General features: G+C 69.0%; 23 protein-coding genes. 15 read left to right on the top strand and 8 right to left on the bottom strand.

Translation table 11 applies throughout. The annotated features are described in order from the left end of the window. Nucleotides 1-17: 17 nt before the first annotated feature. Both JAV51_RS00150 and JAV51_RS00145 read right to left on the bottom strand, forming a co-directional pair. The gene (locus JAV51_RS00150; RefSeq protein ID WP_197318523.1) at nt 18-914 is read right to left on the bottom strand and encodes an ABC transporter permease subunit; all 897 of its coding nucleotides are present in this window, start codon (nt 912-914) and stop codon (nt 18-20) included. Beyond that, nucleotides 914-1,999 (bottom strand): ABC transporter ATP-binding protein, encoded by a 1,086-nt coding sequence (locus JAV51_RS00145; protein WP_197318522.1) that lies wholly within the window; start codon nt 1,997-1,999, stop codon nt 914-916. Before JAV51_RS00145 ends, JAV51_RS00150 begins: the two co-directional genes overlap by 1 nt. A 462-nt stretch (nt 2,000-2,461) precedes the next feature. On the opposite strand from JAV51_RS00145, the gene JAV51_RS20435 reads away from it, so the two are divergent. Further along, the gene (locus JAV51_RS20435; protein ID WP_307845710.1) at nt 2,462-2,833 is read left to right on the top strand and encodes a zinc-binding dehydrogenase; all 372 of its coding nucleotides are present in this window, start codon (nt 2,462-2,464) and stop codon (nt 2,831-2,833) included. Further along, the gene (locus JAV51_RS00135) at nt 2,830-3,699 is read left to right on the top strand and encodes an aldo/keto reductase (protein WP_197318895.1); all 870 of its coding nucleotides are present in this window, start codon (nt 2,830-2,832) and stop codon (nt 3,697-3,699) included. The genes JAV51_RS20435 and JAV51_RS00135 overlap by 4 nt, the downstream gene beginning before the upstream one ends. On the opposite strand, the gene JAV51_RS00130 is transcribed toward JAV51_RS00135, so the two are convergent. Together JAV51_RS00130 and JAV51_RS00125 are read right to left on the bottom strand one after the other, a co-directional pair. Next, a complete protein-coding gene (locus tag JAV51_RS00130) occupies nt 3,689-4,192 on the bottom strand; it encodes a hypothetical protein (RefSeq protein WP_197318521.1) in 504 nt (167 codons plus the stop codon). The two genes, JAV51_RS00135 and JAV51_RS00130, sit on opposite strands and share 11 nt — an antisense overlap. A 46-nt stretch (nt 4,193-4,238) precedes the next feature. Then, on the bottom strand, nt 4,239-4,826 hold the full coding sequence (locus tag JAV51_RS00125; protein WP_197318520.1) for a TetR/AcrR family transcriptional regulator: 588 nt from the start codon (nt 4,824-4,826) through the stop codon (nt 4,239-4,241). 154 nt (nt 4,827-4,980) lie between these two features. Between JAV51_RS00125 and JAV51_RS00120 the strand changes: the two genes are divergently transcribed. The 5 genes from JAV51_RS00120 (at nt 4,981) to JAV51_RS00100 (ending at nt 11,243) form a co-directional block, all read left to right on the top strand. Continuing rightward, on the top strand, nt 4,981-5,778 hold the full coding sequence (locus tag JAV51_RS00120; RefSeq protein ID WP_197318519.1) for an SGNH/GDSL hydrolase family protein: 798 nt from the start codon (nt 4,981-4,983) through the stop codon (nt 5,776-5,778). 165 nt (nt 5,779-5,943) lie between these two features. After that, entirely contained in the window at nt 5,944-7,557 is a 1,614-nt protein-coding gene (locus JAV51_RS00115; protein ID WP_197318518.1) for a carboxyl transferase domain-containing protein, read from the top strand. 5 nt (nt 7,558-7,562) lie between these two features. After that, nucleotides 7,563-9,548: an acetyl-CoA carboxylase biotin carboxylase subunit gene (locus JAV51_RS00110; protein WP_197318517.1), complete on the top strand. Its 1,986-nt coding sequence runs from the start codon at nt 7,563-7,565 to the stop codon at nt 9,546-9,548. Then, entirely contained in the window at nt 9,545-10,702 is a 1,158-nt protein-coding gene (locus JAV51_RS00105; RefSeq protein ID WP_197318516.1) for an acyl-CoA dehydrogenase family protein, read from the top strand. The genes JAV51_RS00110 and JAV51_RS00105 overlap by 4 nt, the downstream gene beginning before the upstream one ends. Before the next feature lie 25 nt (nt 10,703-10,727). Continuing rightward, a complete protein-coding gene (locus JAV51_RS00100; protein WP_307845692.1) occupies nt 10,728-11,243 on the top strand; it encodes a GNAT family N-acetyltransferase in 516 nt (171 codons plus the stop codon). 37 nt (nt 11,244-11,280) lie between these two features. Here the strand turns inward: JAV51_RS00100 and JAV51_RS00095 are convergent, their stop codons facing one another. Beyond that, nucleotides 11,281-11,877, bottom strand: a complete 597-nt coding sequence (locus JAV51_RS00095; protein WP_197318515.1) for an FMN reductase — start codon at nt 11,875-11,877, stop codon at nt 11,281-11,283. 2 nt (nt 11,878-11,879) lie between these two features. Next, nucleotides 11,880-12,971 carry an LLM class flavin-dependent oxidoreductase gene (locus tag JAV51_RS00090; protein ID WP_197318514.1) on the bottom strand — a complete coding sequence of 364 codons (1,092 nt, stop codon included), beginning with the start codon at nt 12,969-12,971 and terminating at the stop codon, nt 11,880-11,882. Nucleotides 12,972-13,123: 152 nt separating this feature from the next. On the opposite strand from JAV51_RS00090, the gene JAV51_RS00085 reads away from it, so the two are divergent. Beyond that, nucleotides 13,124-14,293, top strand: coding sequence for a cysteine desulfurase family protein (locus tag JAV51_RS00085; protein ID WP_197318513.1), 1,170 nt, complete (start codon nt 13,124-13,126; stop codon nt 14,291-14,293). A 58-nt stretch (nt 14,294-14,351) separates the two neighbouring features. Here the strand turns inward: JAV51_RS00085 and JAV51_RS00080 are convergent, their stop codons facing one another. After that, the gene (locus JAV51_RS00080) at nt 14,352-16,016 is read right to left on the bottom strand and encodes an MFS transporter (protein WP_197318512.1); all 1,665 of its coding nucleotides are present in this window, start codon (nt 16,014-16,016) and stop codon (nt 14,352-14,354) included. Nucleotides 16,017-16,092: 76 nt separating this feature from the next. Then, complete coding sequence (locus JAV51_RS00075) at nt 16,093-16,713, bottom strand: TetR family transcriptional regulator (protein WP_197318511.1); 621 nt, start codon at nt 16,711-16,713, stop codon at nt 16,093-16,095. A gap of 124 nt (nt 16,714-16,837) precedes the next feature. On the opposite strand from JAV51_RS00075, the gene JAV51_RS00070 reads away from it, so the two are divergent. The 7 genes from JAV51_RS00070 to JAV51_RS00045 all read left to right on the top strand — a co-directional run bounded on the left by JAV51_RS00070 (nt 16,838) and on the right by JAV51_RS00045 (nt 24,221). Beyond that, nucleotides 16,838-17,761 carry an NADP-dependent oxidoreductase gene (locus JAV51_RS00070; protein ID WP_197318510.1) on the top strand — a complete coding sequence of 308 codons (924 nt, stop codon included), beginning with the start codon at nt 16,838-16,840 and terminating at the stop codon, nt 17,759-17,761. Between the two features lie 220 nt (nt 17,762-17,981). Further along, complete coding sequence (locus tag JAV51_RS00065; RefSeq protein ID WP_197318509.1) at nt 17,982-18,758, top strand: phytanoyl-CoA dioxygenase family protein; 777 nt, start codon at nt 17,982-17,984, stop codon at nt 18,756-18,758. A gap of 542 nt (nt 18,759-19,300) precedes the next feature. Next, entirely contained in the window at nt 19,301-20,929 is a 1,629-nt protein-coding gene (locus JAV51_RS00060; RefSeq protein ID WP_231641029.1) for a sodium:solute symporter family protein, read from the top strand. Nucleotides 20,930-20,937: 8 nt separating this feature from the next. Beyond that, nucleotides 20,938-21,072, top strand: a complete 135-nt coding sequence (locus JAV51_RS20135; RefSeq protein WP_231641028.1) for a putative transporter small subunit — start codon at nt 20,938-20,940, stop codon at nt 21,070-21,072. Between the two features lie 507 nt (nt 21,073-21,579). Then, nucleotides 21,580-22,338, top strand: coding sequence for a CPBP family intramembrane glutamic endopeptidase (locus tag JAV51_RS00055; RefSeq protein ID WP_231641027.1), 759 nt, complete (start codon nt 21,580-21,582; stop codon nt 22,336-22,338). Nucleotides 22,339-22,428: 90 nt separating this feature from the next. Then, the gene (locus JAV51_RS00050) at nt 22,429-23,541 is read left to right on the top strand and encodes a histidine kinase (RefSeq protein ID WP_197318506.1); all 1,113 of its coding nucleotides are present in this window, start codon (nt 22,429-22,431) and stop codon (nt 23,539-23,541) included. Then, nucleotides 23,538-24,221, top strand: coding sequence for a response regulator transcription factor (locus JAV51_RS00045; RefSeq protein ID WP_197318505.1), 684 nt, complete (start codon nt 23,538-23,540; stop codon nt 24,219-24,221). Before JAV51_RS00050 ends, JAV51_RS00045 begins: the two co-directional genes overlap by 4 nt. The last annotated feature ends 53 nt before the right edge of the window (nt 24,222-24,274 follow it).

Genomic DNA, 24,274 nt, shown 5'->3' with positions numbered 1-24,274 from the left:
CCCCTCTTCGTTGCGCGTCAGGTGATGTCGCGGTTCTGGTTGGCGGTCCAACCACTCCCGAAGAACAGCATGGTCCATGCGAGGAAGATCAGGGCGGAGGACCACCACGAGAACGCGCCGGGCGCGCCCGCGAAGAACTGCATCGCCCACTGCAGGTCCTCGTCGATGTCGCCGAGGTTCGCGCCCCACGACGAGCCGATCGCGCCGAACGCCTCCGCGCCGACGGCGCCGACGATGCCGTTGAGCGCCCCGTTGGGCAGCACGCCGCCGAGCCAGTCGAGTTCGGCGGAGAAGTACGCCACCATCACGAGGATGTTCTCGATGAGCAGCATCCACAGGCACAGGAACACGGTCGGCCCGGTGACGCTGTTCCACACCGCGCCGAGCCCGACCCCGAACAGGGTGCCGAGGACGGCGGCCAGCAGGCCGGTCGCTCCGATGCCGAGCCACTGACCCGCCGTGGGGAGGCCGACGCTGTCCACGGTGATCGCCGTGCCGATGCTGGCCGCCGCCACGGCGACGACGCCGTAGAACAGGCCCCACACCGAGAAGGTGATCATCTTCGCGGAGAGCACGGACGCCCGGTTCGGGGCGGTGAGGAACGTCGTGCTGATGGTCTTGTTGCGGTACTCGCCCGCCAGCGCCGTCACCCCGAAGAGCACGGCGAAGAACACCCCGATGTTGATGGCGCGCCCGAGCGAGAGCATGCCCACCGGCATCGTGTCCACGCTGATGCCGAGGATGCTCGCGAGTTCCTGCGCGTCGCTGTTGCCGAGGAAGTCATTGAAGTCGTTGACGCTGGCTCCCCAGCTCAACGAGAACACCAGCGCGGCCAGGAAGGCCGGGATGGCCAGCGCCCACCACAGGTTGAGGCTGAGTGTCTTGCGGAACTCCGCCTTGATCAGGTTGCCCATCACTGCTGCTGACCTCCCCAGCCCTGGTTCGGCTGCGGTTGTTGACCGGGTTGCTGGTAGTTCTGCTGATACGGCTGTGGCGGCGCCTGCTGGTACTGAGGTCCGGACTGCATCGGCTGGGCCGCACCCGGCTGTGCCCAGTTGCCCTGCGCCGCGTACTGGCCGGGCAGCGGAGCCCCGCTGTACTGGCCGGAGGTGAGCTGGAAGAACAGCTGTTCCAGGTCCGCCTTCTGTTCCTCCATGCCGTACACGGCGATGCTCGCCTTCGCGGCGACGTCGCCGATCTGCTGCACCGTCGCGCCGCTCACGGCCACCCGGCCGTCCGGAGTGGGCTCCACCTCGGTGATGCCCGCCTCGCGCAAGGCGGTCGCGAGCGCGGACGCGTCCGCGGGCTGCACGAGCACCCGCGAGCGCTGGCTCTGCCGCAGATTCTCCAGCGGACCGAAGTAGCGCGTCATGCCCGCGCTGACGATGACGACCTGGTCGATCGTCTGCTCGACCTCCGACAGCAGGTGGCTCGACACGAGCACGGTGCGGCCCTGCGCCGCGAACGACCGGAGGAAGGTGCGCAGCCACGCGATGCCTTCGGGGTCGAGCCCGTTGGCGGGTTCGTCGAGCACCAGCACCTGCGGGTCGCCGAGCAGCGCCGTCGCCAATGCGAGTCGTTGTCGCATGCCGAGCGAGAAGCCGCCCGCCTTGCGGTCGGCGGCCGGGCTGAGTCCGACGAGTCCCAGGACCTCGTCGGCGCGCTGGTCCGGGACCCCGATCGCCGCCGCGTACACGCGGAGGTGGTCGCGAGCGGATCGCTTGGGGTGGAAGCTGCCGTTGTCGAGCACCGAACCGACGATGCGGGCGGGGTTGCCCAGTTCGTGATGCTGTCGACCGTTGATGGTGGCCGTGCCTGCTGTCGGGCGGACGAGCCCGAGCAGCATCCGCAACGTCGTGGTCTTGCCTGCACCGTTGGGCCCGAGAAAGCCGGTGACGCTGCCGGGTTCCACCGTGAAGCTGAGGTTCTGCACCGCTGTGACGGCGCCGAACTGCTTGGTGAGGTTCTGCACCGCGATGCGGCCGCTGCCGTCGTGCATGCTGGCCCTCTATTCCTCGTGATCGTGCGCTTGGCTCGCGCCATACTGCCGTACCGGCTGTTTGGACGATCGATGGGAGTGATCGGTTTCGTCGGCGACGGGACGGAAAGTCCGTCAGGTCGGGTCGAACTGGACGATTCACCATGCAATTCACACCGTGGTGGGAAAAAAACACCGTGTGACACCGCGCCCCCGAGCGGCGAAGTCCGAGGTTATTGCTTAAGCTGGGTGTCGGCGGCCCGCTCCCGGTGACCCCCAGGCTGGTTGAGCGGGCCGCCCCTTCTTCTACGTCGAGTTCCGTACCTCACAACGGACCGGCACTTCTTCTCTCCTCGCGCGTTCTCGGGCAGGAACTCCGTCGGGCCTGTGCTCGTCCGCGTTGCCGTGGTGCCGTCGCGATCTTGACCTCCAGTCGAGTCGAGGTTGCAGGCTGGTGACCTGGTAAAGGAGTGAGTCGTGCGCATGATGAGGTTCGGTGGCCCCGCGGTCCTGGTGCCCGGGGAGGCCCGGGATCCGGAGCCGGACGCGGGACAGGTGATGCTCGACTCGGCCGGTGTCGGCGAGGGCGAGCGGGTACTGGTCGAAGCCGCCGGGGGTGGCGTCGGGAGCCTGCTGGTTCAGCTCGCCCGAGCGAGGGGAGCCACGGTGGTCGCGGCCGCGGGAGACAGTCGTAAGAGGGAGCTCGCCGCCGATCTCGGCGCCGAGGTGACCGTCGACTACCGCGACGACCGGTGGGCGAGGACATCCGCCGTCGAACGGGAGGGGTGGACGTGGTGTTCGCCCCTCATCGAGTCGCGCCGGGCGCTCGGCAAGACGCTGCTCGAGGTGCGATGACGGCCTCGACGTTCCGCATCGGCGGAGAGCTGGACGTGGGGCGGCTCGGGTTCGGCGCGATGCGCCTGCCGACCGAGCCGGGCCCCGCCCGGGAGGGCTCGCTCGCGGTCGCGCGACGGGCGGTCGAACTCGGTGTCACGCTGATCGACACCGCGTACCTGTACGGCTGGGGAGCCAACGAGGAACTGCTGGCCGAAGCTTTGCACCCGTACCCCGAGGGGCTGCTGATCACCACCAAGGTCGGTCTCACGCGCTCGGAGTCCGATCCTGGGTGGAGGTTCGACGGGAGACCGGCGATCCTGCGCGATCAGGTGGAGCGGGCGCTCCTGCGGCTGCGAGTCGAACGGATCGAGTTGCTTCAGCTCCACCGCATCGACCCGGAGACGCCGCTGGCCGAGCAACTCGGCGCACTGCGGGAGCTGCAGGACGAGGGCAAGATCGGCCACATCGGACTGTCCGAGGTCACCGTCGACCGACTTGAGCAGGCGCGGGCCATCGTCGACGTCGCGAGCGTGCAGAACCGCTACAACCTGCTCGACCGCGCGCACGATCCGGTACTCGCGGCCTGCGAGGCAGCGGGCATCGCCTTCCTCCCGTGGCACCCCGTCGCCATGGGGGAGGCGGGAACGAACGCCGAAATCGCCGCCGTGGCCGCGGAGTCGGACGCCACGCCCTCGCAGATCGCGCTCGCCTGGTTGCTCGATCGCTCTCCGGTCGTCGTCCCGATCCCCGGCACCGCCAGCATGCGTCATCTGGAGGAGAACGTCGCCGCCGCGCGCATCCGATTGGACCCTGCCCAGCGAGCCCGCCTCGACCGGCTGGCCGACCCGGCGACGGGCGCCGACCGGGAAGCGGCTACTCGCTGAAGACGGACTCGATCCAGCCCGGGACGGGCAGGTCGCGTTCGAGGCACTCGGTGGCCAGGCGCAGCGTCCAGTGCAGAGCGGCGAGCACCACGCTGTCCACCTCGTCGGGTGCGGCGTTGGCGAGCGCGATCTCCACCTGGTCGGCGGCGGCGTCGGTGTTGCCGTGGACCTCGGCGAGCAGCGTGCGCACGGCCGTGCGCATCGCCGGTTCCGCCTGGTCGATCGAGACCTCCTCGCCGGTCTCGTCGAGCACCTGCACCCGGACCGGGCGATCACCACCGTCGCCGAGGGCGGAGATCATCGTGCTGCACGCGCCGAAGAGCAGAAGCAGCAGTTCCCGGGTCTGTGGCATCGTGTTGCGCAGGCCTGCAGGGCCGACGGCTTCGAGCGCGTCCTCCTCGTCGGAGAGCGCGGCGGCCACCAGGGCGCGTTGTGCTCGACGCAGCAGCGCGTCCTCGTGCCCGTGGTGTTCGTCGGCCCACACGGCTCCCATCCAACACGACCCGAGCCGTCTTGGGTGCCGCCCGCCAGGGTGATCGTCACGCGGCGGCGTACAACGCGCCGAGAGCCAGTGTGGTGAGCAGGTCGGCGAGTTCGTCGTCGGGCAGATGTCGGCTGTGGGGCGTGGAGTTCATCAGACCGAACACGGCGTGGGCCGCGGAGCGGGCGCGGACGTCGCCGAGTCCCGGCACGGCCGCCTGCAACACCGACACCCAGATCTCGACGTAACGGCGTTGCAGGGCGCGGACCTCCTTGCGGTCCGATTCGGAGAGGTTCGCGAGGTTGCGTTCCTGCACCGTGATCAGCGCGGGCTGGGAGAGCGCGAAGTCGACGTGGAAGCGGACGAGCCCGGCCAGTACCTCGTCGGGAGAACCGCCGTCGTCGGCTCTGGCCTTGCCTCCGTCGAGCAGGTAGCGGCTGATCGACGTGAGCATCTCGCCGAGCATCGCGTCCTTGCTTCGAAAGTGTCGATACAGGGCCGGGCCGGAAATGCCGACGGCTGCGCCGATCTCGTCGATGCCGACGCCGTGGAAGCCGTGCCGAGCGAACAGCTCTGCGGCGGCGGCGAGGATCTGGTCGCGACGAGTCGTCTTCTCGCCGCGGACGAGCGGGGAGTCCGAAGGCACAGCGACACTGTAGCGACCTTCGTTAGTGCCGGTTAACGATTCGGCCCGACTTCCGGCTTGGTCCGGTCGGGTTATGTCGGGTTCGTGAGCTTCAGTCGTCACACCTTCACCTGATAAAGCTTCGGGCGGCCAATCACTGACGAAAGGTGCGCCCATGAGAGTGCGGACTCGACGGTTGTTCTCGGTTCTGATGGTGTTCGCGTTCGCGCTCGTCGGAGGCGCTGTTTCGGCAACAGCGGCCCCCGCCGCCGTGAACTACGTCGCGCTCGGCGACTCGTACTCGTCCGGCGTCGGTGCCAAGGACTACGGGGACTCGGGCGACTGCATGCGCAGCGCCAACGCCTACCCCCAGCTCTGGGCGAACGCCCACAGCGTGTCGAGCTTCAAGTTCGTCGCGTGCTCCGGTGCGGTGACCTCCGACGTGATCAACCAGGCGTCGGCGGTGGACTCCAGCACCACGTTCATCACGGTGTCGGTCGGCGGTAACGACGCCGGCTTCGCCAACGTGATGACGACCTGCACGACGACCTCGGACAGCGGTTGCATCGCCCGTGTCGAGGAGGCGAAGACCTTCGCCCGCAACACGCTGCCCGGTCGGCTCGACAACGTGTACAGCACGCTGAAGAGCAAGGCGCCGAACGCTCAGATCGTGGTTCTCGGCTACCCGCACTTCTACGAGATCGGCGGCTCGTGCAGCGTCGGCCTGAGCGACACCAAGCGCGAGGCCATCAACTCCGGTGCGGACACGCTGGCCGAGGTGACGGCTGCTCGCGCCGCCGCGCACGGGCTGACCTTCGTCGACATGCGTCCGGCCTTCAAGGGCCACGAGATCTGCGCCTCGGGTGAGCGTTGGCTGCACAGCCTCACCTGGCCGGTCGTGGAGTCGTACCACCCGACCGCCAACGGTCAGCGTTACGGCTACTACGCGGCCCTGACCAGCGTCACCGGCTGAGGTTCCACCTCGGCTCGTCGCGAAACCCTGCCGATCGACGGCCGTCGCACCGAGTGTGCGGCGGCCGTCGTCGTTTTTTCGAATCGCTTTCTGCACCCTAGACGCGCTGGTTAGCGGGCGCTAACATGCCTGAGAAAGGTTAACGGGTGCTAACTTGGTGGTGTGATGGACACTCCTGTTCTCGCCAGCGCTGTCGACACCCGAGGTGAGTCCTACGCCCGCAATGTCGCCCACCACGAAGAGCTGGTGGCCGACCTGCGGAAGCGGCTGGCCACGGTGCGGCAGGGTGGCCCGGAGAAGGCGCGGACCAAGCACGTCGAGCGGGGCAAGCTGTTGCCGCGCGACCGGGTCGACGCGCTGCTCGACCCCGGCTCTCCGCTGCTCGAACTGTCGCCGCTGGCCGCGAACGGCCTCTACGACGACGAGGCGCCCAGCGCGGGCATCATCACCGGCGTCGGCCGGGTGTCCGGTCGGGAGTGCGTCGTCGTCGCCAACGACGCCACCGTCAAGGGCGGCACCTACTACCCCATGACGGTGAAGAAGCACCTCCGGGCGCAGGAGGTGGCACTGCACAACAACCTGCCGTGCCTCTATCTCGTGGACTCGGGCGGTGCGTTCCTGCCCAAGCAGGACGAGGTCTTCCCCGACCGCGAGCACTTCGGCCGCATCTTCTACAACCAGGCGACGATGTCCGCGCGCGGCATCCCGCAGATCGCGGCCGTGCTCGGCTCGTGCACCGCGGGCGGCGCGTACGTGCCCGCGATGAGCGACGAGGCGGTGATCGTCCGCAACCAGGGCACGATCTTCCTCGGCGGCCCGCCCCTGGTGAAGGCCGCCACCGGCGAGGTCGTCACGGCGGAGGAACTGGGTGGCGGCGACGTCCACGCCCGTTCGTCCGGGGTCACCGACCACCTCGCCGCCGACGACGCCGACGCGCTGCGCATCGTGCGCTCGATCGTCGGCACGCTCGGTCCGCGTTCGCCGCGCCCGTGGGACGTGGTTCCCACCGAGGAACCGGTCGTGGACCCCGACGAGCTGTACGGCGTGGTGCCCGCCGACCCGCGGACTCCGTACGACGTGCGCGAGGTGATCGCCCGCATCGTCGACGGCAGCCGATTCGCCGAGTTCAAGAAGGAGTACGGCACCACCCTTGTCACCGGGTTCGCCCGCATCCACGGTCACCCGGTCGGCATCATCGCCAACAACGGTGTGCTGTTCTCCGAGTCCGCCATGAAGGGCGCGCACTTCATCGAGCTGTGCGACCGGCGGTCGGTGCCGCTGGTGTTCCTGCAGAACATCACCGGTTTCATGGTGGGTCGGGACTACGAGGCCGGCGGGATCGCCAAGCACGGCGCGAAGATGGTCACCGCCGTCGCGTGTGCACGCGTACCGAAGTTCACCGTGATCATCGGTGGCTCGTTCGGCGCCGGGAACTACTCGATGTGCGGGCGCGCGTACTCGCCGAGGTTCCTCTGGATGTGGCCGAACGCCCGGATCTCGGTCATGGGCGGGGAGCAGGCCGCGTCCGTGCTGGCCACCGTGCGTCGCGACGGGATGGAGGCGCGCGGCCAGGAGTGGTCGAGCGAGGACGAGGAAGCCTTCAAGAACCCCATTCGCGAGCAGTACGAGGAGCAGGGCAACCCGTACTACTCGACGGCTCGGCTGTGGGACGACGGTGTGATCGACCCGAAGGACACCCGCACCGTGCTGGGGCTGGCGTTGTCGGCGTCCGCCAACGCGCCGCTGGAACCCGTGAACTACGGCGTCTTCAGGATGTGAGGGGCATGTTCGACACCGTGTTGGTCGCCAACCGGGGCGAGATCGCCGTGCGGGTCGTCTCGACCCTGCGACGCCTCGGCATCCGGTCGGTCGCCGTGTATAGCGACGCCGACGCCGACGCCCGGCACGTCGCCGAGGCGGACGTCGCCTGCCGGGTCGGTCCCGCCGAGGCCGCACGCAGTTATCTGTCCATTCCGGACATCATCGCCGCCGCGCGCGCGACCGGTGCGCAGGCCGTGCACCCGGGCTACGGCTTCCTCGCGGAGAATGCGGCGTTCGCCGAGGCGTGCGCGCAGGCCGGTCTGGTATTCGTCGGTCCGCCCGCGGGGGCGATCGAGGCGATGGGCGACAAGATCCGGGCGAAGGAGACGGTGTCGGCGGCGGGTGTCCCCGTGGTTCCCGGTGCCAACGACGTTTCCGATGTGGACTCGGTCGCCGCGGCGGCGGAGCGGGTCGGCTATCCGGTGCTGTTGAAGCCGTCCGCGGGCGGTGGTGGCAAGGGCATGCGGCTGGTGCGCACCCCGGACGAGCTGCCCGCCGCCGTCGAATCGGCACAGCGGGAGGCGCGCAACGCCTTCGGTGACGACCGGCTGCTGGTGGAGCGGTTCGTCGCCGACCCCCGGCACATCGAGATCCAGGTCCTCGCCGACGGCCACGGCGGCGTCGTGCACCTGGGGGAGCGCGAGTGCAGCCTGCAGCGGCGTCACCAGAAGATCGTGGAGGAGGCACCGTCGGCGCTGCTCGACGAGGCCACCCGAGAGCGGATGGGCAAGGCGGCGGTGGAGGCCGCGCGGTCCGTCGGCTACGTCGGGGCGGGGACGGTCGAGTTCATCGTCTCGTCGACGGCCCCGGATGACTTCTTCTTCCTGGAGATGAACACCCGGCTTCAGGTCGAGCACCCCGTCACCGAGTTGGTGACCGGGCTCGACCTCGTGGAGTGGCAGCTCCGCGTCGCGGCGGGTGAGCGGTTGGGGTTCACCCAGGACGACGTCCGGCTCGACGGCCACGCCGTGGAGGCGCGCGTGTACGCCGAGGACCCGGCGCGGGACTTCGTGCCCACGGGCGGAACGGTGCTCGGCCTGCACGAGCCGTCCGGTCCGCACGTGCGCGTGGACTCCGGGATGCGACAGGGCAGCGTCGTGGCGTCGCACTACGACCCGATGCTCGCGAAGGTGATCGCGTGGGGGCCCGACCGCACGTCGGCCCTCCAGCGGCTCGATCGGGCACTGGCCGACACCGCCGTGCTCGGCGTGCCGACGAACGTGCCGTTCCTGCGCGCGTTGCTGCGGCACGACGACGTCCGCGCGGGACGGCTCGACACCGGTCTCGTGGAGCGGGAGCTGCTGAGCCTCACCGATGCCACCACCGACGTCGAGGAGTTCGTCGTCGCGGCGGCGCTCGACCGGGTGCTCTCGCTGTGGCCGACCGGCGAGATCGTCGACCCCTGGGACGTGCCGAGCGGGTGGCGCATCGGCGGCAACGCCGGGCTGACCATGCGGCTGCGCGCGGGGACCGCGGAGGCGCTCGTGCGGGTCGAGGGCACTCCCGACCGGGCCAGGGTGATCGTGGACGGCGCCGAGCCGGTGACGGCCTCCGCCCGCCGGGACGGCACCGACCTCGTCGTGCGCGTGGCGGGCGAACACCGCCGCTACCGGCGTGCCGAGGCCCCGGATGGTGCGGTCTGGTACGCGCGGGAGGGCCGGACCGTCGCGGTCAGCGAGCGCCCCAACCTGCTCGCCTCCCACGCAGAGTCGGTGGACGCGGGACCGGTGACGAGTCCGATGCCCGGCACCGTGCTCGTCGTCAAGGCGGCGCTCGGCGACGTCGTGAAGGCGGGAACCCCGCTGCTCGTCGTCGAGGCGATGAAGATGGAACACACGATCACGGCGCCCGTCGACGGGGTCGTGACGCAACTCGACGTGCGGGCGGGCCAACAGGTCGCGCTCGACGAACCCCTCGCTCTGGTGACCCCGGAAGAAGGCGCATCATGATCGACGACAGGCTGGACAAGGAGTACGAGGACCTGCGGGTCACCGTACGTGACTTCGCCACCTCCGAGGTGGCCCCGGTGATCGGGGACTTCTACGAGAAGGAGGAGTTCCCGTACGAGATCGTCCGCCGCATGGGTGAGATGGGGCTGTTCGGCCTGCCGATCTCCGAGGAGTACGGCGGTATGGGCGGCGACTACTTCGCGCTGTGCCTGACGCTGGAGGAACTCGCGCGGGTCGACTCGTCGGTCGCGATCACCCTGGAGGCCGGGGTGTCGTTGGGTGCGATGCCGATCTACCGGTTCGGCACCGAGGAACAGAAGCAGCGTTGGCTCCCGGCGTTGTGCGAGGGCCGGGCGCTCGGCGCGTTCGGCCTGACGGAGCCGGGTGGCGGTTCCGACGCCTCGGCGACCCGGACCACCGCCAAGCTCGACGACGGCGAGTGGGTCATCAACGGCAGCAAGTCGTTCATCACCAACTCCGGCACCGACATCACGAGCCTCGTCACGGCCACCGCCGTCACCGGGCACAGCGCGGACGGCCGCAAGGAGATCTCGGCGATCATCGTGCCGTCGGGGACTCCCGGCTTCACGGTGCAGCCGAAGTACTCCAAGGTCGGCTGGAACGCCTCCGACACCCACGGGCTGACGTTCGACGACTGCCGCGTGCCGGAGGAGAACCTGCTGGGCGAGCGCGGCAGGGGATACGCGCAGTTCTTGTCCATTCTGGACGAAGGTCGCGTCGCGATCGCCGCGCTGTCGGTGGGACTGGCGCAGGGATGTGTGGACGAATGCCTGCGCTACGTCAAGGAACGTGAGGCGTTCGGCCGACGGATCGGCGAGTACCAGGCGATCCAGTTCAAGATCGCCGACATGGAGCTGCGTGCCCACACCGCCCGGTTGGCCTACTACAACGCGGCGGCGAAGATGCTGCGGGGCGAGCGGTTCAAGAAGGAGGCCGCGATCGCCAAGCTGGTGGCCTCCAACGCGGCGATGGACAACGCCCGCGACGCCACGCAGATCTTCGGCGGGTACGGCTTCATGAACGAGTACCCGGTGGGTCGCTTCTACCGTGACGCCAAAATCCTGGAGGTCGGCGAGGGCACGAGCGAGGTGCAGCGCATGCTGATCGCTCGCGAACTCGGTGTGACGGCGTGATCGAAGCGCGTAGGCTCCCCGCCTTGTGAACGAGATTCGACTCCGGCCGGGCCGTCCCGAGGACGTCACCGTGCTGCTCGACATGTTCGACGGCGCGGTGGCGTGGCTGACCGCGCGCGGCCGCACGGGACAGTGGGGTTCCGTGCCCTTCTCGCAGGACCCGAAGCGGGTGGAACGGGTGCGGGGCATGGCTGCGCACCCGCAGCTGGTCGTGGCGGAGATCGACGGCGTCGCCGCAGGCGCGTCGATCTTCGCCGACCACCCGCCCGCCCACATTCCTCCGGTGGCCGAGCCGGAGGTCTACGTCGACCTGCTCATCACGGCGCGCGCCTTCACCGGACACGGCGTGGGAGCGCAGCTGCTCGACGAGGCACGCCAGGAGGCCCGTCGACGGGGCCGGAGTCTCGTGCGCGTCGACTGCTGGGCGGGTGGCGACGGGGCGTTGGTGCGTTACTACCGCTCCCAGGGGTTCACCCCGACGGAGACGTTCCGGGTGAACGACTGGGTGGGTCAGGTGTTCGAGGACCGGCTGGAGCCGTGAGCACTCGCCGTCGTCGCACGGAGCACGGACGGGCGGATCAGCGGCCCTGCCTGCGCAGCAGCTCGTCGAACGGGACGAACTCCTGCTCCGGCGCGGCGGAGGTGGGGCGTCCGGCCAGCGCGTCGGCGAGTTCCCCGGCGGCCCGGTCGATGCGTTCGGCCAGTTCGGCCGCGCCCTCACCACCCCAGTCCTGCGACGCGGCGTACACGCCGGTGGGCAGCACGACCGCGCGGAGGTAGGCGAAGAGCGGCCGGACGGCGTGGTCCAGGGCGAGCGAGTGGCGTGGCGTGCCGCCCGTCGCCGCGACGAGTACGGGCTTCCCGCGCAGCGCCGTGGGCTCGCCGACGTCGAAGAACGACTTGAACAGTCCGCTGTAGGACGCGTTGAAGATCGGGGTGACCGCGATCAGGCCGTCGGCCTTGGCCACCGCGTCGAGCTCCGTGGCCAGCGCCGGAGGGGCGAACCCGGTGACGAGGTGGTCGGCGATGTCGCGGGCGTGGTCGCGCAGCTCCACGACGTGGGGCTCCACGGGGACGCGGCGGGCCACCGCCTCGGTCAAACGGTCGGCCAGCAACCGCGTGGACGACGGGGTGGTCAGTCCGGCCGTGACCACGGCCAGGGTGTGGGCACTCATGGTCACCTCGCGGTGGTCTCGTCGGCGGTGCGTGCGGCCCGCAGCGACTCGTGAGTGGGGGCGTCCGGCACTCCCGACGCCCGCAGTGCGGCGAACTCCTTGCGCAGCACCGGAAGGATCTCGCCGAGCAGGTCGAGCTGCTCCAGCACCGTCTTCAACGGCAACCCGGCGTGATCCATGAGAAAGAGCTGACGCTGGTAGTCGCCCGCGTACTCGCGGAAGCTCAACGTGCGGTCGACGACCTGCTGCGGGCTGCCGACCGTGAGCGGGGTCTGGGCGGAGAAGTCCTCCAGCGACGGCCCGCCGCCGTAGACGGGGGCGTGGTCGAAGTAGGGGCGGAACTCGCGGACCGCGTCCTGCGAGTTGCGGCGCATGAACACCTGCCCGCCCAGGCCGACGATCGCCTCGTGGGGCTCGCCGTGGCCGTAGTGCGCGAACCGCTCGCGGTACAGCTCGACCATGCGCTTGGTGTGTTCGGGAGGCCAGAAGATGTTGTTGTGGAAGAAGCCGTCGCCGTAGTAGGCGGCCTGCTCGGCGATCTGCGGACTGCGGATGGAGCCGTGCCAGACGAACGGCGGCACCCCGTCGAGCGGACGCGGGGTGGAGGTGAAGCCCTGCAACGGGGTGCGGAACCGGCCCTGCCAGTCGACGACGTCCTTGCGCCACAGCTCGTGCAGCAGCGCGTAATTCTCCACGGCGAGCGGGATGCCCTGGCGGATGTCCTGCCCGAACCACGGGTACACGGGCGGGGTGTTGCCCCTGCCGAGCATCAGGTCGACGCGCCCGTCGGCGATGTGCTGGAGCATCGCGAAGTCCTCGGCGATCTTGACCGGGTCGTTCGTGGTGATCAGCGTCGTGGACGTGGAGAGGATGAGGCGCTCGGTGCGGGCGGCGATGTAGCCCAGCATCGTGGTCGGTGACGACGGCACGAAGGGTGGGTTGTGGTGCTCGCCGGTGGCGAAGACGTCGAGCCCGATCTCCTCGGCCTTGAGCGCGATGCGCAGGATCGCCTTGATCCGCTCGTGCTCGGTCGGGGTCCGGCCCGTCGTGGGGTCGGTCGTCACGTCGCCGACGGTGAAGATGCCGAACTGCATGAGTGTCACCACGCCCCGAAGTAGTTGTCCTGTCAACTATCCACTCTAACGTGTGAACGCACCCAGGTGTTCCCCCACGTCGCTCGGCGCGCACCTCCGCCGTTCCGGCGCTATAACGGCGGGGAAGGCGCAGCGGAAGGAAGGTGTTGCGCGTGGCCGTTCCCGCCGGGCTCGTCGACGAGCCGATCTACCTCGACCACAACGCCACCACACCGGTCGACCCGGTCGTCGCCGACGCCTGCGTGCCGTACCTGACGCACGCGTTCGGCAACCCGTCGAGTGCCCACCACTACGGGACGGAGCCGAGGGCGGCGCTGGAGCGCGCACGCGAGCAGGTGGCCGCCGTCATCGGTGCGCAGGGGGAACACGTCGTGTTCACGGCTTCGGGTTCCGAGGCAGACGCGCTGGCCGTGTGCGGGGTTGCCCTCGCCGTCCGGGGCAAGCGAGCGCACGTCGTCACCCAGTGCACCGAGCATCCCGCCGTGTTGGAGGCGTGCCGGGCACTGGCGAACGCCGGGGTCGACGTGACCGTCCTGCCCGTCGACGGGGACGGTGTGGTCGATCCGGACGCGTTGCGAGCCGCGCTCACGTCGCACACCGTGCTGGTGTCGATCATGGCGGCGAACAACGAGACCGGGGCGCTGCAGCCGATCGCCGAGCTGGCTCGGATCACCCACGAGCACGGCGCGGTGTTCCACTGCGACGCGGCGCAGGCCGTGGGCAAGGTGCCCGTCGACGTCGCCGACCTCGACGTGGACCTGCTGACCGTGGTCGGACACAAGATGTACGCGCCGAAGGGGATCGGTGCCCTCTACGTCCGCCCGGGGGTGCGACTGGAGCCGTTGGTGCGGGGCGGCGGGCAGGAACGCGGGCTGCGGGCGGGCACCGAGAACGTGGCCTTCGCCGTGGCGCTCGGCACTGCCGCCCGGCTGGCGGGTGACGCGCTCGCGGCAGGTGAGGCCGACCGCGTCCGGGCGCTGCGCGACCGCCTGCACGATCGGCTTCGGGAGGGACTGGGGGATCGAGTGCTGCTGAACGGGCCGGTGGCGTCACGGCTGCCGAACACCCTCAACGTCAGCATCGACGGCGTGGCCGCGCACCGGTTGCTCGCGGAGATTCCGCAGGTGGCGGCCTCGACCGGGTCGGCCTGTCACAGCGGCAGCGCCACTCCGTCGCCGGTGTTGACGGCGATGGGGCTGTCCCCGCGCCGGAGTCTGGCGGCCCTGCGGTTGTCCCTCGGGCGATGGAGCACCCGCGAGGACGTCGACCGGGCGGCCGAGCTGATCACCGCGCGGGCGACGGTCGCGGAACCCGTCGGGTGAGGTGCGGTCGGGTGTCACCGGCCGGGGAACATCGGGGTGAGTTCCCCGGCCCGTGACGTCAACGGTCCACGGGGTTTGGCTGGGGCAGCGGGGTGAGGATGTAGTCGGCCTCCCTGTGGCGGTTGGGCATGGCGACCAACGTCCACACCGCGGCCACCATGGACAGGATCGCGGCGGCGACCATCGCCGAGGACAGCCCGCTCAGCCACGCGTCCGTCGTCGTCGCCAGGAAGGACTCCGCGGCGGCGGGACCGGCCTGTGCCTCCACGACCGGAGCCACCCCGTGCACGGCGGCGGCGAAGCTGCTCTCCGTGGCGGCGGCGGCCTCCGGGGGCAGCGTGGCGGTCAGGTCGGCCACGCCGTTCTCGTAGCCGCGGGCGATGAGCGTGCCGAGCACGGCGATGCCGAGCGCGGCACCCAGTTCGCGCACGGTGTCGTTCATCGCCGAGCCCATCCCCGACCGGTTCTTCGGCACGGCCGCGATGATGAGGTTCGTGGCGGGCGGCATCACGAACACCATGCCGACCACGACGATGAGCAGCGAACCGAAGATCTGCCAGTAGCCGCTGTCGGCCGTCCACAGACTGCACACGGCGAACCCGGCGGCGATGACCACCAGGCCCAGCCCGACGGTCAGCCGGGAGCCGAACCGCCCGCTCACCTTGGGCACGAGCGGCGACAGCAACAGCATCGGGATCATGATCGGCAGCGTCAGCAGCGACGACTTCAACGTGCCGTAGCCGAGGACGAGCTGGAACAACTGCGCGAGCAGGTAGAACGCGCCCGCGAGGGCGAAGAACACGATCAGGCACGCGGTGGAGGACACCGAGAACAGCGGATTGCGGAAGAGCGTCAGGTCGAGCATGGGATGCGCGGTTCGCGACTCCCACCACACGAACAGGCCGAGCCCCACCACGGCGGCGGCGATGCCGGTGCGCACGTCGGCCTCGGACCAGCCCTTCGTCGGTCCCTCGATGATGGCGTAGACGAGTCCAAGGATGCCGATGGTGGAGAGCACGCCGCCGAACCAGTCGATCGGCGTCTGCTTCTCGTCCCTCGACTCGTGCGTGAGGATCTGGTTCGCCACCACCGCGAGGACGCCGAACACGACGCTCATGAGGAAGGCCGACCGCCAACTCCAGAACTCCAGCAGCAGTCCACTCGCGACCGTCCCGAGCCCGACACCCGCCCCGGCCACACCGGTCCAGACGGCGATCGCGCCCGCGCGCTGACCACTGGGGAAGGTCGTGTTGATGATCGACAGGGTCGACGGCATCACCATTGCCGCGCCGAGCCCCATGAAGCCACGCATCACGATGACTTCGAGGCCGCTCTGGGCCACGACGCCCGCGTAGAGGCCGGCGGCGGTGAAGATCACGAGGCCGATCTGCAACAGCAGCTTGCGCCCGTACCGGTCGCTGACGGCGCCGGAGGTGAACAGCAGGGCCGCGAACACCAGCGAGTACAGGTCGACGATCCAGGTCTGCTCGGTGGTGGTGATGCCGAGATCGCTGGTCATGCCGGGCAGGGCGAGGTTCATGCTGGAGTTGGCGAGCATGACGACGAGAAGACTCGTGCACATGGCGGCCACCACGATCCAGCGTCGGCGGTAAACCGCCGGGTCGATGCCCTCGGCGACCGCCTCGGCCAGTTGTCTGGCGCGTCTGTCCTCGGCGGACTCGGGCGGGTTCGGCGGAACGGACGAGCTCTCGGACTCGGACATGGTTCTCCTCGCGGAAACGGTGGGGACACGATGCGTCGCCGCACGTCGTCGGGCGGCGGTGGACTGGGGCGGGTCGTCAGTGCCGGGCCGGGCGGATGCCGTTGCGGAGCTGGTCGATCACCGAGGCGACGTGGGGCCGGGGATCACCGCCGTGCCGGGCGCAGAGAGAGGTCGAGACGCGCAGCGCGACGGCGGCGCACTCGACGACGAGCATGCTGGCCGGGTCTCGCGTGAGGTCACCGGGGAGCCGGCGGGCGAACTCGGCGTGCAGCGCTCGCATTCCTTCCTCCAGGGGAAGACGCCCGGAGGCCGTGGCGTCGTGGACCAACAACAACGCGGGGGAGGCACTCACGAGTGCGTCGGCCTCGGCGACGAGCGCGAGGTCGGTGTCCGGGGACGTCAGCGTCTCCTCCACCGCGTGGTGGATCACGTCCCAGATCGGCTCGTCGTCGGGGCGCGCGCCCAAGGCGGCGATGAAGTGGGTGACCATGGCCTGCAGCGGCCACGTGAACGCGGCTTCCTTGGTGGGGAAGTAGTTGAAGAACGTCCGTCGCGAGACCTCTGCGCGTTCCGCGATGGCGTCGACGGTCACGGCGTCGGGCCCGCCGCCGTCGGTCGCGAGCGTGATCGCGGCACGGCTGAGGTTTTCCAGGACGCGCTCGCGTTTCAGCGCACGCCACCCGCTGTCGGGATTCACTCGAAAGAGTGTATCGGCGGGTGTGCACCCGCGTGCAAACCTGCACCGAAGTGCAGAAGGGCGTGGAGTCGTGGCGGGAGTCGGGCCGGGAATACGCGTGTCGCGTTCGGGCGTTTCCGCCGACATGCGAGCGATCATTCAGGAGCAGTACGGCGGCCCCGAGGTGTTGACCCTGGCGGAGCGTCCCGAGCCGAAAGTGGCGCCCGGAGAGGTCCTCATCCGGGTCAAGTCGGCCGGGGTCAATCCCGTCGACTGGAAGCTCGGCGCCGGATACCTCGACGCCATGATGGAGACCCGGTTCCCGATCATCCCGGGCTGGGACGTGTCGGGCGTCGTGGAGGCCGTCGGGCTGGACGTCTACGACTACCAGGTCGGCGACGAGGTCATCGGGTACGCGCGCAAGGACTGGGTGCAGAACGGCACCTACGCCGAGCTGGTGGCGGCCAACGTCCGGTTGATCGCCCGCAAGCCCGCGTCGCTGGACTGGAACGAGGCGGCCGGACTGCCGCTCGCGGGGCTCACCGCGTACCAGAGCCTCCTGCGGGCGCAGGTCACGAAGGGTGAAACGGTGCTCGTGCACGCCGCCGCAGGGGGCGTGGGGACATTCGCCGTGCAGCTCGCGGTGGCCGCCGGTGCTCGTGTGATCGGCACGGCCTCGGAACGCAACCACGACTTCCTGCGCGAGCTGGGTGCCGAGCCCGTGAGCTACGGCGAGGGGCTCGTCGAGCGCATCCGGTCGGTCGCGCCGGACGGGGTGGACGCGGTCGTCGACTGCGTGGGTGGCGAATCGATCGACGCCTCCCGGGAGGTGTTGTCCGACCTCTCGCGGCTGGTGTCGGTGGTGGACTCCCGGGCGGAGGAACTCGGCGGCGCGACCCTGTGGCTGCGGCCCAACGCCGACGACCTCGCCGAGCTGGCGCGACGCGCGGACGCGGGCGAGGTCCGCGTGTTCGTCGACCGTGTGCTGCCGTTGGAGCAGGCCGCCGAAGCCTGGCGCCTGAGTCAGGAAGGCCGCACGCGAGGCAAGATCGTGCTGTCGGTCGCCTGAGGTACCACGCCACGGCGTGTCCTCGCCCCACGCACGCGTGTCCGCAGGCTATGACCGCGTGTCCGCACCTCGCGAACGTGTGTCCGCACCTCGTGAACGTGTGGTCGCAGGTCATGACCATGTCCGCGCGAGCGCGGTGGAAAACCAGTTGTCCACTTCGCACCGCCCCACCCACACTGACTGCCGTCAAGAGGCGGGAATGCTGCCGTCAGGAGGCGGGATGTCGTTGGGTGCCGAGCAGGTCGAGCAGTTCGTTCGTGACGGGTTCGTGAAGGTGGAGGCAGCGTTCCCCGCCGAGGTCGGGGACCGCTGCGTACGTGAACTGTGGGATGCCACGGGGTGCTCGCCCACGGACCCGACCACCTGGACCCAGCCGGTGATCCGTCTCGGCGGCTTCTTCACGCCGCCGTTCCGGGAAGCGGCCAACACGCCCGCGCTGCACGAGGCGTTCGACGCGCTCGTGGGCGCCGGGCGATGGGAGCCGCTGCGTGGGTTGGGCACGTTCCCGGTGCGGTTCCCGAGTGACGACGACCCGGGCGACGCCGGGTGGCACGTCGAGGCCAGCTACACGGGGGCGAGCGGCGAGCTTCGGCTCAACCATCGGTCTCGCGGTCGTGCGCTGCTCCTGCTGTTCCTGTTCTCCGAGGTCGGGGAGGATGACGCGCCGACCCGCATCCGTGTCGGGTCCCACCTCGACGTCCCGCCGCTGCTCGCCGCTTCGGGTGAGGACGGACGCGAGTGGCTGTCGTTGTGCCAGGACGCGGTGGAGGCGTCCGCGGACCGCCCGGTCGCGCTCGCGACGGGCACCGTCGGCGACGTCTACGTGTGTCACCCGTTCCTCGTGCACGCGGCTCAGTCTCATCGGGGGCGCACGCCGCGGTTCATGGCCCAGCCGCCGCTCGTGCCGATCGGGGAGCTCGACCCGTCGGCGAGTGAACCGAATGCGGTCGAGCGCGCCATCGCCCTTGCGTCACCGGGCGCCCGAGAATTGTCGTGACGTTTCTGGGTTGAGGCTGTGTTGATTCGTCACTCTGCGCGGGCTCGTCCGGAAGGTCGCACATGCTTCCGGTGAAATCTTCCGGACGAGTTCGAGCCCGGCGTGGAATCGCGTGAATCGAGCTGATTCGGTCCTGTTGAGGAATTACTTGCGCCGAGCCGCCGAGCGGTTATTCCGGGGTGATCAGCGATTCCTGGCGCACTTCCAGGAAGTCGTTCGGCATGTCAAGCCGGCATTGTCAAGATGATTGTAGTCATAGTAGCGCCACGGCTCGGGTGGAGATAGCGCCCGAGTCGTGGCGTCTACCTGCGACGTCTCGTGGTGTTTGATCAAGCGGAGTGGCGGTTTCGTCAGCTAGATCGGCTGCTTCTGGTGATCTGGATCACCGTCCTATTTGTGGCTTAGGTTACTAAGCGGTTCCGGGACCTCGGCAAGTGAACTAAGACCTCCTTCGCCCGCCCCTCCCGGAAATGAGGGGGAGAACCAAAGGTCATGGAGAGTTTTAGTTGTTTCAGCTCAGTGCAACAACTACCGTTCTCTTATTGGTCGGATTCTACGGACTGACCTACCTTCTCACGCGCACCATTCGCGAGAAGAAGGAGAACGTCGACGGATTCATGGTCTCGAACAACGCTGTGGGGTTCGGGATCTCGGCTGCGAGCATGACCGCCACCTGGGTGTGGGCGGCGTCGTTCTACGCCAGTGCCACGTCGGGCTATACGTACGGATTGTCCGGTCCCATCCATTACGGACTCTGGGGCGCGTTGATGATCCTGTGCATCTACCCCTTCGGCCGGCGCTTCCGTGAGCTCGCGCCCCGCGCGCACACGCTGGCGGAGATGATGCGGGCCCGCCACGGCAAGTCGAGCCAGCTCATTCTCGCCTTCTCGAACATCGCGGGCAGCGTCATCAGCCTGACGGCGAACTTCACGGCCGCGGGGGCGCTGGTGGAGGTGCTCACGCCGTTCGACTTCGTCCACGGTGTCCTTGCGGTGGCGATCGGCGTGCTGGTCTACACGCTCTGGTCGGGCTTCCGTGCGTCCGTGTTGACCGACTTCGCGCAGCTCGTGGCCATGATGGTGGCGGCGGCGATCATCATCCCGATGGTGTTCTTCGCCGCCGGTGGTACGGACCTCGTCGACGAGGGGCTGCGTTCGATCACCGACGAGCAGGCGGACTTCTTCTCCACGACGGCGTTCCTGGAGCAGGGCGCCCCGTACCTGGCGGCCGTGCTGGCCTACGCGGTCGGCAACCAGACCATCGCGCAGCGGCTCTTCGCGGTCCGCAAGGACAAGATCAAGGCCACGTTCGTCACGGCGACCCTCGGCTACGCGGGCACCGTGATCGGTCTCGGCATGATCGGTCTGGTCGCCCTGATGATCGGCCTGGAACCGCTGAACGGCGACATGAACAACATCATCCCGCAGACGGCGTCGGAGTACCTGCCCGCGGCGATGATCGCGCTGCTGTTCATCCTGGTCATCGGTTCGCTGTCGTCCACTGCGGACTCCGACCTCGCTGCGCTGTCGTCGCTCGTGATGACCGACATCTACGGCCGCAACGTGGCCAAGCGCAAGGTCAAGCCGGAGACGATGCTCCTCATCGGCCGGTTGACGATGGTGGGTGCCACGGCGATGGGCGTCATGATCGCCATGACGAAGTTCGACATCCTGGGCCTGCTGGTGTTCATGGGTGGCCTGTGGGGCGCGCTGGTGTTCCCGGTGATCGTGAGCTGTTTCTGGGACCGCATCAGCAACGCGGCTTTCACGTCGGCCGCGCTCGTGGGTGTGGCGTTCTTCCTCGTGTCGCGCTTCGAGTGGCTGCCGCTCACCGGAGTGGTCGGCATCGTCATGGAGCTCGCCGCGCTGATCGGTGCCGCCGTGGTGTTCGGGCTCATGGCCTTCGGTTTCTTCGGCAAGCAGGCCGGTTTCACGATCGCGGGTATCACCGTCGTGGGCCTCGCGCCGTTCGTGTTCGGGTTCCTGCGTGACTACCCGACGCTGCTCGGTGCCCTGGTCGCCTACGGTGCCAGCACCGTGACGTGTGTGCTGGTCACCATGCGCAACACCGAGCGGTACGACTTCGCGCTGCTCAACGAACGCGTGACGGCGTTCCAGGACGAGGAGAAGGAGCTGACCGGGAACGGCGACGACCCGGTCGCGACCCGCTGAGAGGGGTAATGATGGAAACGATCCTGGTGACGGCCTACATCCTGGTGTGGCCGGTGCTCACCGCCGGTGTTCTGGCCGTGTTGGCGCGCGGCGTGATCAAGGACTACCGCAACGCCCGCAAGGACGGCACCACGGTGGTGTAGCACCCTTCGGTGACGACAGCGGCTAGTGGGGCCACGGGGACTTTCCCGTGGCCCCGCTGCTTTTCCGGGTTTCGCCGAACTGTCCACTGTGGCTTTTGAGGGCTCGTCCGCAGGCGCCGGTTCGTACGACACACGGGGATGTGGCAGCCGGTGTCCACGGCGACGGGGCGTCGGCGTAGGCCGAGCCTTCGTGGTGGCCGGAGACGTCGCTACCGGTGAATCGCCGAGGCGGCCGGTGCGTCGGCTCGCGGCCACGGTCCGGCGTGCCACAGCACCGACCGGCTGATCGGACGTCACACGGCACGGACATGTCCCCCGTGAGAGCTACTCGAATCGTCCGCTCGTTGGTGATTCGCCGGTGTGGGGTTCGTTTCTAGTGTGCCCAGCGGGTCGCCCGACCGGGCGGGCCGTGGTCAACCGGAGGTCACCATGCACACGATGTCGGTCGCGCGTACAGATCAGCAGCCTGGGGGAGCGGGCCGTGTCTTGCGGTTCCCGCTCGTCTGGATGCTGGTCGGGACAGTCGGTGTCGGCGCGGTGTCGGCGCTGTCGTCGAACGGGTCGCCGGTGCTCGCGGTCGTGGGTGCACTTGCCGCGATCGCCGTCTACTGGGCGGTCATGCGCTACGTCGCGCGGCGGAGCACGCCGGAGATCGCGAGGTCACGAGCCGGGGGCCAGGCGTTGCTCGGCATCGGGCTCGGCGCCGTGTTCATCACCATCTCGATGCTCATGGTGATCAGCGAGTTCTCGTTCACCACGGCGTCCGGGAGTGTCATGGCGACCGTGGCGAGCATCGCGGCGGTGCAGTTCGGTGCGGCGGTGACGGAGGAACTGCTCTTCCGCGGTCTGCTGTTGCAAGCACTGGAACGGCTGTGGGGCAGTTGGGTGGCGCTGGCGATCAGTGCGGTGCTGTTCGGTGTCGTCCACCTGGCCAACCCCGGCGCCACGTTGTGGACCGGGTTCGCGATCGCCGTCGAGGCCGGGGTCCTGATGGGCGCCGCGTTCCTGTGGCTGCGCAGCATCTGGGCGGTCGTGGGCCTGCACTTCGCCTGGAACACCATCGAAGGGCTGCTCGGCGTCCCGGTCTCGGGTCACACGTCGCCGGGTTTGCTGATCGCCGAACCGACGGGTCCGGAGTTGCTGACCGGCGGCCAGTTCGGCTTCGAGGGGTCGATCATTCCCGTCATCGTGAGCCTGCTGTTCGTCCTGCCCATGCTCATCGCCGCTCACAAGCGAGGCAACCTCGTACCCATGCGGCGGCGCTAAACTCGCCGAATGCTTGCGAGCGCGACATCCCGCCTCAGCACCGCACTCAACGGATGGCGAGACCTTCCACATTCCATAAAAGACAGTGTGTTGGCGGTGGTCGTGACCGTGCTGGCATTCACGCCGACCGTCGCCCACATCGGGCCGGAGATCGGCGATCTTCCGCGGCACGAGCCGGGCGGTGTCGGCGCGGTGGTCGGCGTGGCGCTGACGCTGGCGATGTGCCTGCCGCTCGCAGTACGCAGCCGCATGCCGGCCGTGTGTTTGTCGGTCATCGGCACCGCGTTCGCGATCAGTCAGGCGCTGGGCTACCCGGAGACGTTCGGCAAGGTGGGGATTCTCCTCGCGCTGTACGCCGCCGGCGCGCACCTGGCGCGGTTCCGTCGAACCTTCGCCGTAGTGCTGACCGCGGGTTATGCGGTGCTCGCCGTGGCACTGCACAACCTCGGCTCACCGCAACGGTTTCCGGATTTCGTCGCGTTCTACCTCGTGTTGGTGGTGATCTGGTTGGCCGGCACCGGCGTGCGTCGATGGCGCGCGGAAGAAGCCGAACGTAGACGACTGGCTGCCGAGGTGGCCGCGGCCACCGAACGGGCACGCATTGCTCGGGATCTCCACGACGTGGTCACCCATCACGTGACCGCGATGGTGGTCCAGGCCGACGCGGCGCAGTTCCTGCTCGACTCCGCGCCGGAACGAGCCGGGACGGGCCTGCGCGCCATCAGCGACACCGGACGCCGGGCGTTGACAGAGCTGCGGACCTTGCTCGACGTCCTCGAAGCGACAGGCGAGTCCGGGACCGCGGAGCGGACGCCCGCCCTGGGAAAGATCGCCGACCTGGTCGAACGGGCTCGGCTGTCCGGACAGCCCGTCGAGTTGAGCGAGCAGGGTGAGCCACTACCGCGGTCCGTCGACGTGGAACTGGCCACCTACCGCGTGGTGCAAGAGGCGCTCACCAACGCGCTCAAGCACGCGACCTTAAACCCGACCGAGGTCAGGATCCGACACGGTCAGGATCACATCGAGGTCGAGGTGATCACTCTCGGTCCCGCGGTCGGCGACGCGGCCACACCGTCCGGTGGCCGAGGACTGACAGGACTTCGGGAACGGGTGCGGATGCTCGGCGGGGACCTGGTTTTCGGCGGTCTGCCCGATGACGGCGGCTTCCGCGTCCGGGCCACGATTCCGGGGAGTCACGCATGACCGAGCCGATCCGGGTGCTGATCTGCGAGGACCAGGAACTGGTGCGCGCCGGGTACGTCACCATCTTCTCCGCACAGCCCGACATCGTGGTCGTCGGTGAAGCGGCCGACGGCCGCGCGGCGGTGGAGGCGGCGCGGCGGCTGCACCCTGACGTGATCGTGATGGACGTCCGCATGCCCGTTCTGGACGGCATCGAGGCGACCCGCCTGTTGACCGGTCCCGGCGTCGAGTCGGCGGTGAAGGTGCTGGTCGTCACCACGTTCAACGTCGACGAGTACGTGTACGAGGCACTTCGTGCCGGTGCCAGCGGGTTCCTGCTCAAGGACACGCCGCCCGCGCGGCTGGTCGACGGCGTCCGCACGATCGCCCGCGGCGACTCCCTGCTGGATCCCGCGGTCACCCGAAACCTGATCGGCCACTTCGCCGAACGGCTCCGCCCCGCCGACACCTCCCGCCCCGAACGGGAAGCCGTCGTGCGGGCACTGGCACCTCGCGAGCTGGAAGTGCTCGAACACCTCGCCGCCGGCCTGTCCAACGCCGAGATCGCTGCGGAACTGGTCATCTCCCCCGAGACGGTGAAGACCTACGTGTCCCGCATCCTCACCAAACTCGACCTGCGGGACCGCGTACAAGCAGTCGTGCTCGCCTACCGGACCGGCCTGGCAGCCAACACGGACTGACACTCCGCGATGTCGACCGGAATGCACGAGAGTTGGCGCCAGGACTGGCGGAC

This window comes from Saccharomonospora sp. NB11 (assembly GCF_015910535.1).
Lineage (GTDB): Bacteria > Actinomycetota > Actinomycetes > Mycobacteriales > Pseudonocardiaceae > Saccharomonospora.
The sequence above is the reverse complement of the archived record's forward strand: the minus strand, read 5'-3'. Positions and strand labels throughout refer to the sequence as shown.

What these genes read in the sequence shown, in the direction of transcription:
- JAV51_RS00115 (WP_197318518.1), top strand. Translation starts at nt 5,944, where the DNA reads ATGGACACTCCTGTTCTCGCCAGCGCTGTCGACACCCGAGGTGAGTCC.
- JAV51_RS00070 (WP_197318510.1), top strand. Translation starts at nt 16,838, where the DNA reads ATGCGAGCGATCATTCAGGAGCAGTACGGCGGCCCCGAGGTGTTGACC.
- JAV51_RS00095 (WP_197318515.1), bottom strand. Translation starts at nt 11,877, where the DNA reads ATGAGTGCCCACACCCTGGCCGTGGTCACGGCCGGACTGACCACCCCG.
- JAV51_RS00150 (WP_197318523.1), bottom strand. Translation starts at nt 914, where the DNA reads ATGGGCAACCTGATCAAGGCGGAGTTCCGCAAGACACTCAGCCTCAAC.
- JAV51_RS00045 (WP_197318505.1), top strand. Translation starts at nt 23,538, where the DNA reads ATGACCGAGCCGATCCGGGTGCTGATCTGCGAGGACCAGGAACTGGTG.
- JAV51_RS00065 (WP_197318509.1), top strand. Translation starts at nt 17,982, where the DNA reads ATGTCGTTGGGTGCCGAGCAGGTCGAGCAGTTCGTTCGTGACGGGTTC.
- JAV51_RS00130 (WP_197318521.1), bottom strand. Translation starts at nt 4,192, where the DNA reads ATGGGAGCCGTGTGGGCCGACGAACACCACGGGCACGAGGACGCGCTG.
- JAV51_RS00055 (WP_231641027.1), top strand. Translation starts at nt 21,580, where the DNA reads ATGCTGGTCGGGACAGTCGGTGTCGGCGCGGTGTCGGCGCTGTCGTCG.
- JAV51_RS00110 (WP_197318517.1), top strand. Translation starts at nt 7,563, where the DNA reads ATGTTCGACACCGTGTTGGTCGCCAACCGGGGCGAGATCGCCGTGCGG.
- JAV51_RS00090 (WP_197318514.1), bottom strand. Translation starts at nt 12,971, where the DNA reads ATGCAGTTCGGCATCTTCACCGTCGGCGACGTGACGACCGACCCCACG.
- JAV51_RS20135 (WP_231641028.1), top strand. Translation starts at nt 20,938, where the DNA reads ATGATGGAAACGATCCTGGTGACGGCCTACATCCTGGTGTGGCCGGTG.
- JAV51_RS00105 (WP_197318516.1), top strand. Translation starts at nt 9,545, where the DNA reads ATGATCGACGACAGGCTGGACAAGGAGTACGAGGACCTGCGGGTCACC.
- JAV51_RS20435 (WP_307845710.1), top strand. Translation starts at nt 2,462, where the DNA reads ATGATGAGGTTCGGTGGCCCCGCGGTCCTGGTGCCCGGGGAGGCCCGG.
- JAV51_RS00135 (WP_197318895.1), top strand. Translation starts at nt 2,830, where the DNA reads ATGACGGCCTCGACGTTCCGCATCGGCGGAGAGCTGGACGTGGGGCGG.
- JAV51_RS00080 (WP_197318512.1), bottom strand. Translation starts at nt 16,016, where the DNA reads ATGTCCGAGTCCGAGAGCTCGTCCGTTCCGCCGAACCCGCCCGAGTCC.
- JAV51_RS00145 (WP_197318522.1), bottom strand. Translation starts at nt 1,999, where the DNA reads ATGCACGACGGCAGCGGCCGCATCGCGGTGCAGAACCTCACCAAGCAG.
- JAV51_RS00120 (WP_197318519.1), top strand. Translation starts at nt 4,981, where the DNA reads ATGAGAGTGCGGACTCGACGGTTGTTCTCGGTTCTGATGGTGTTCGCG.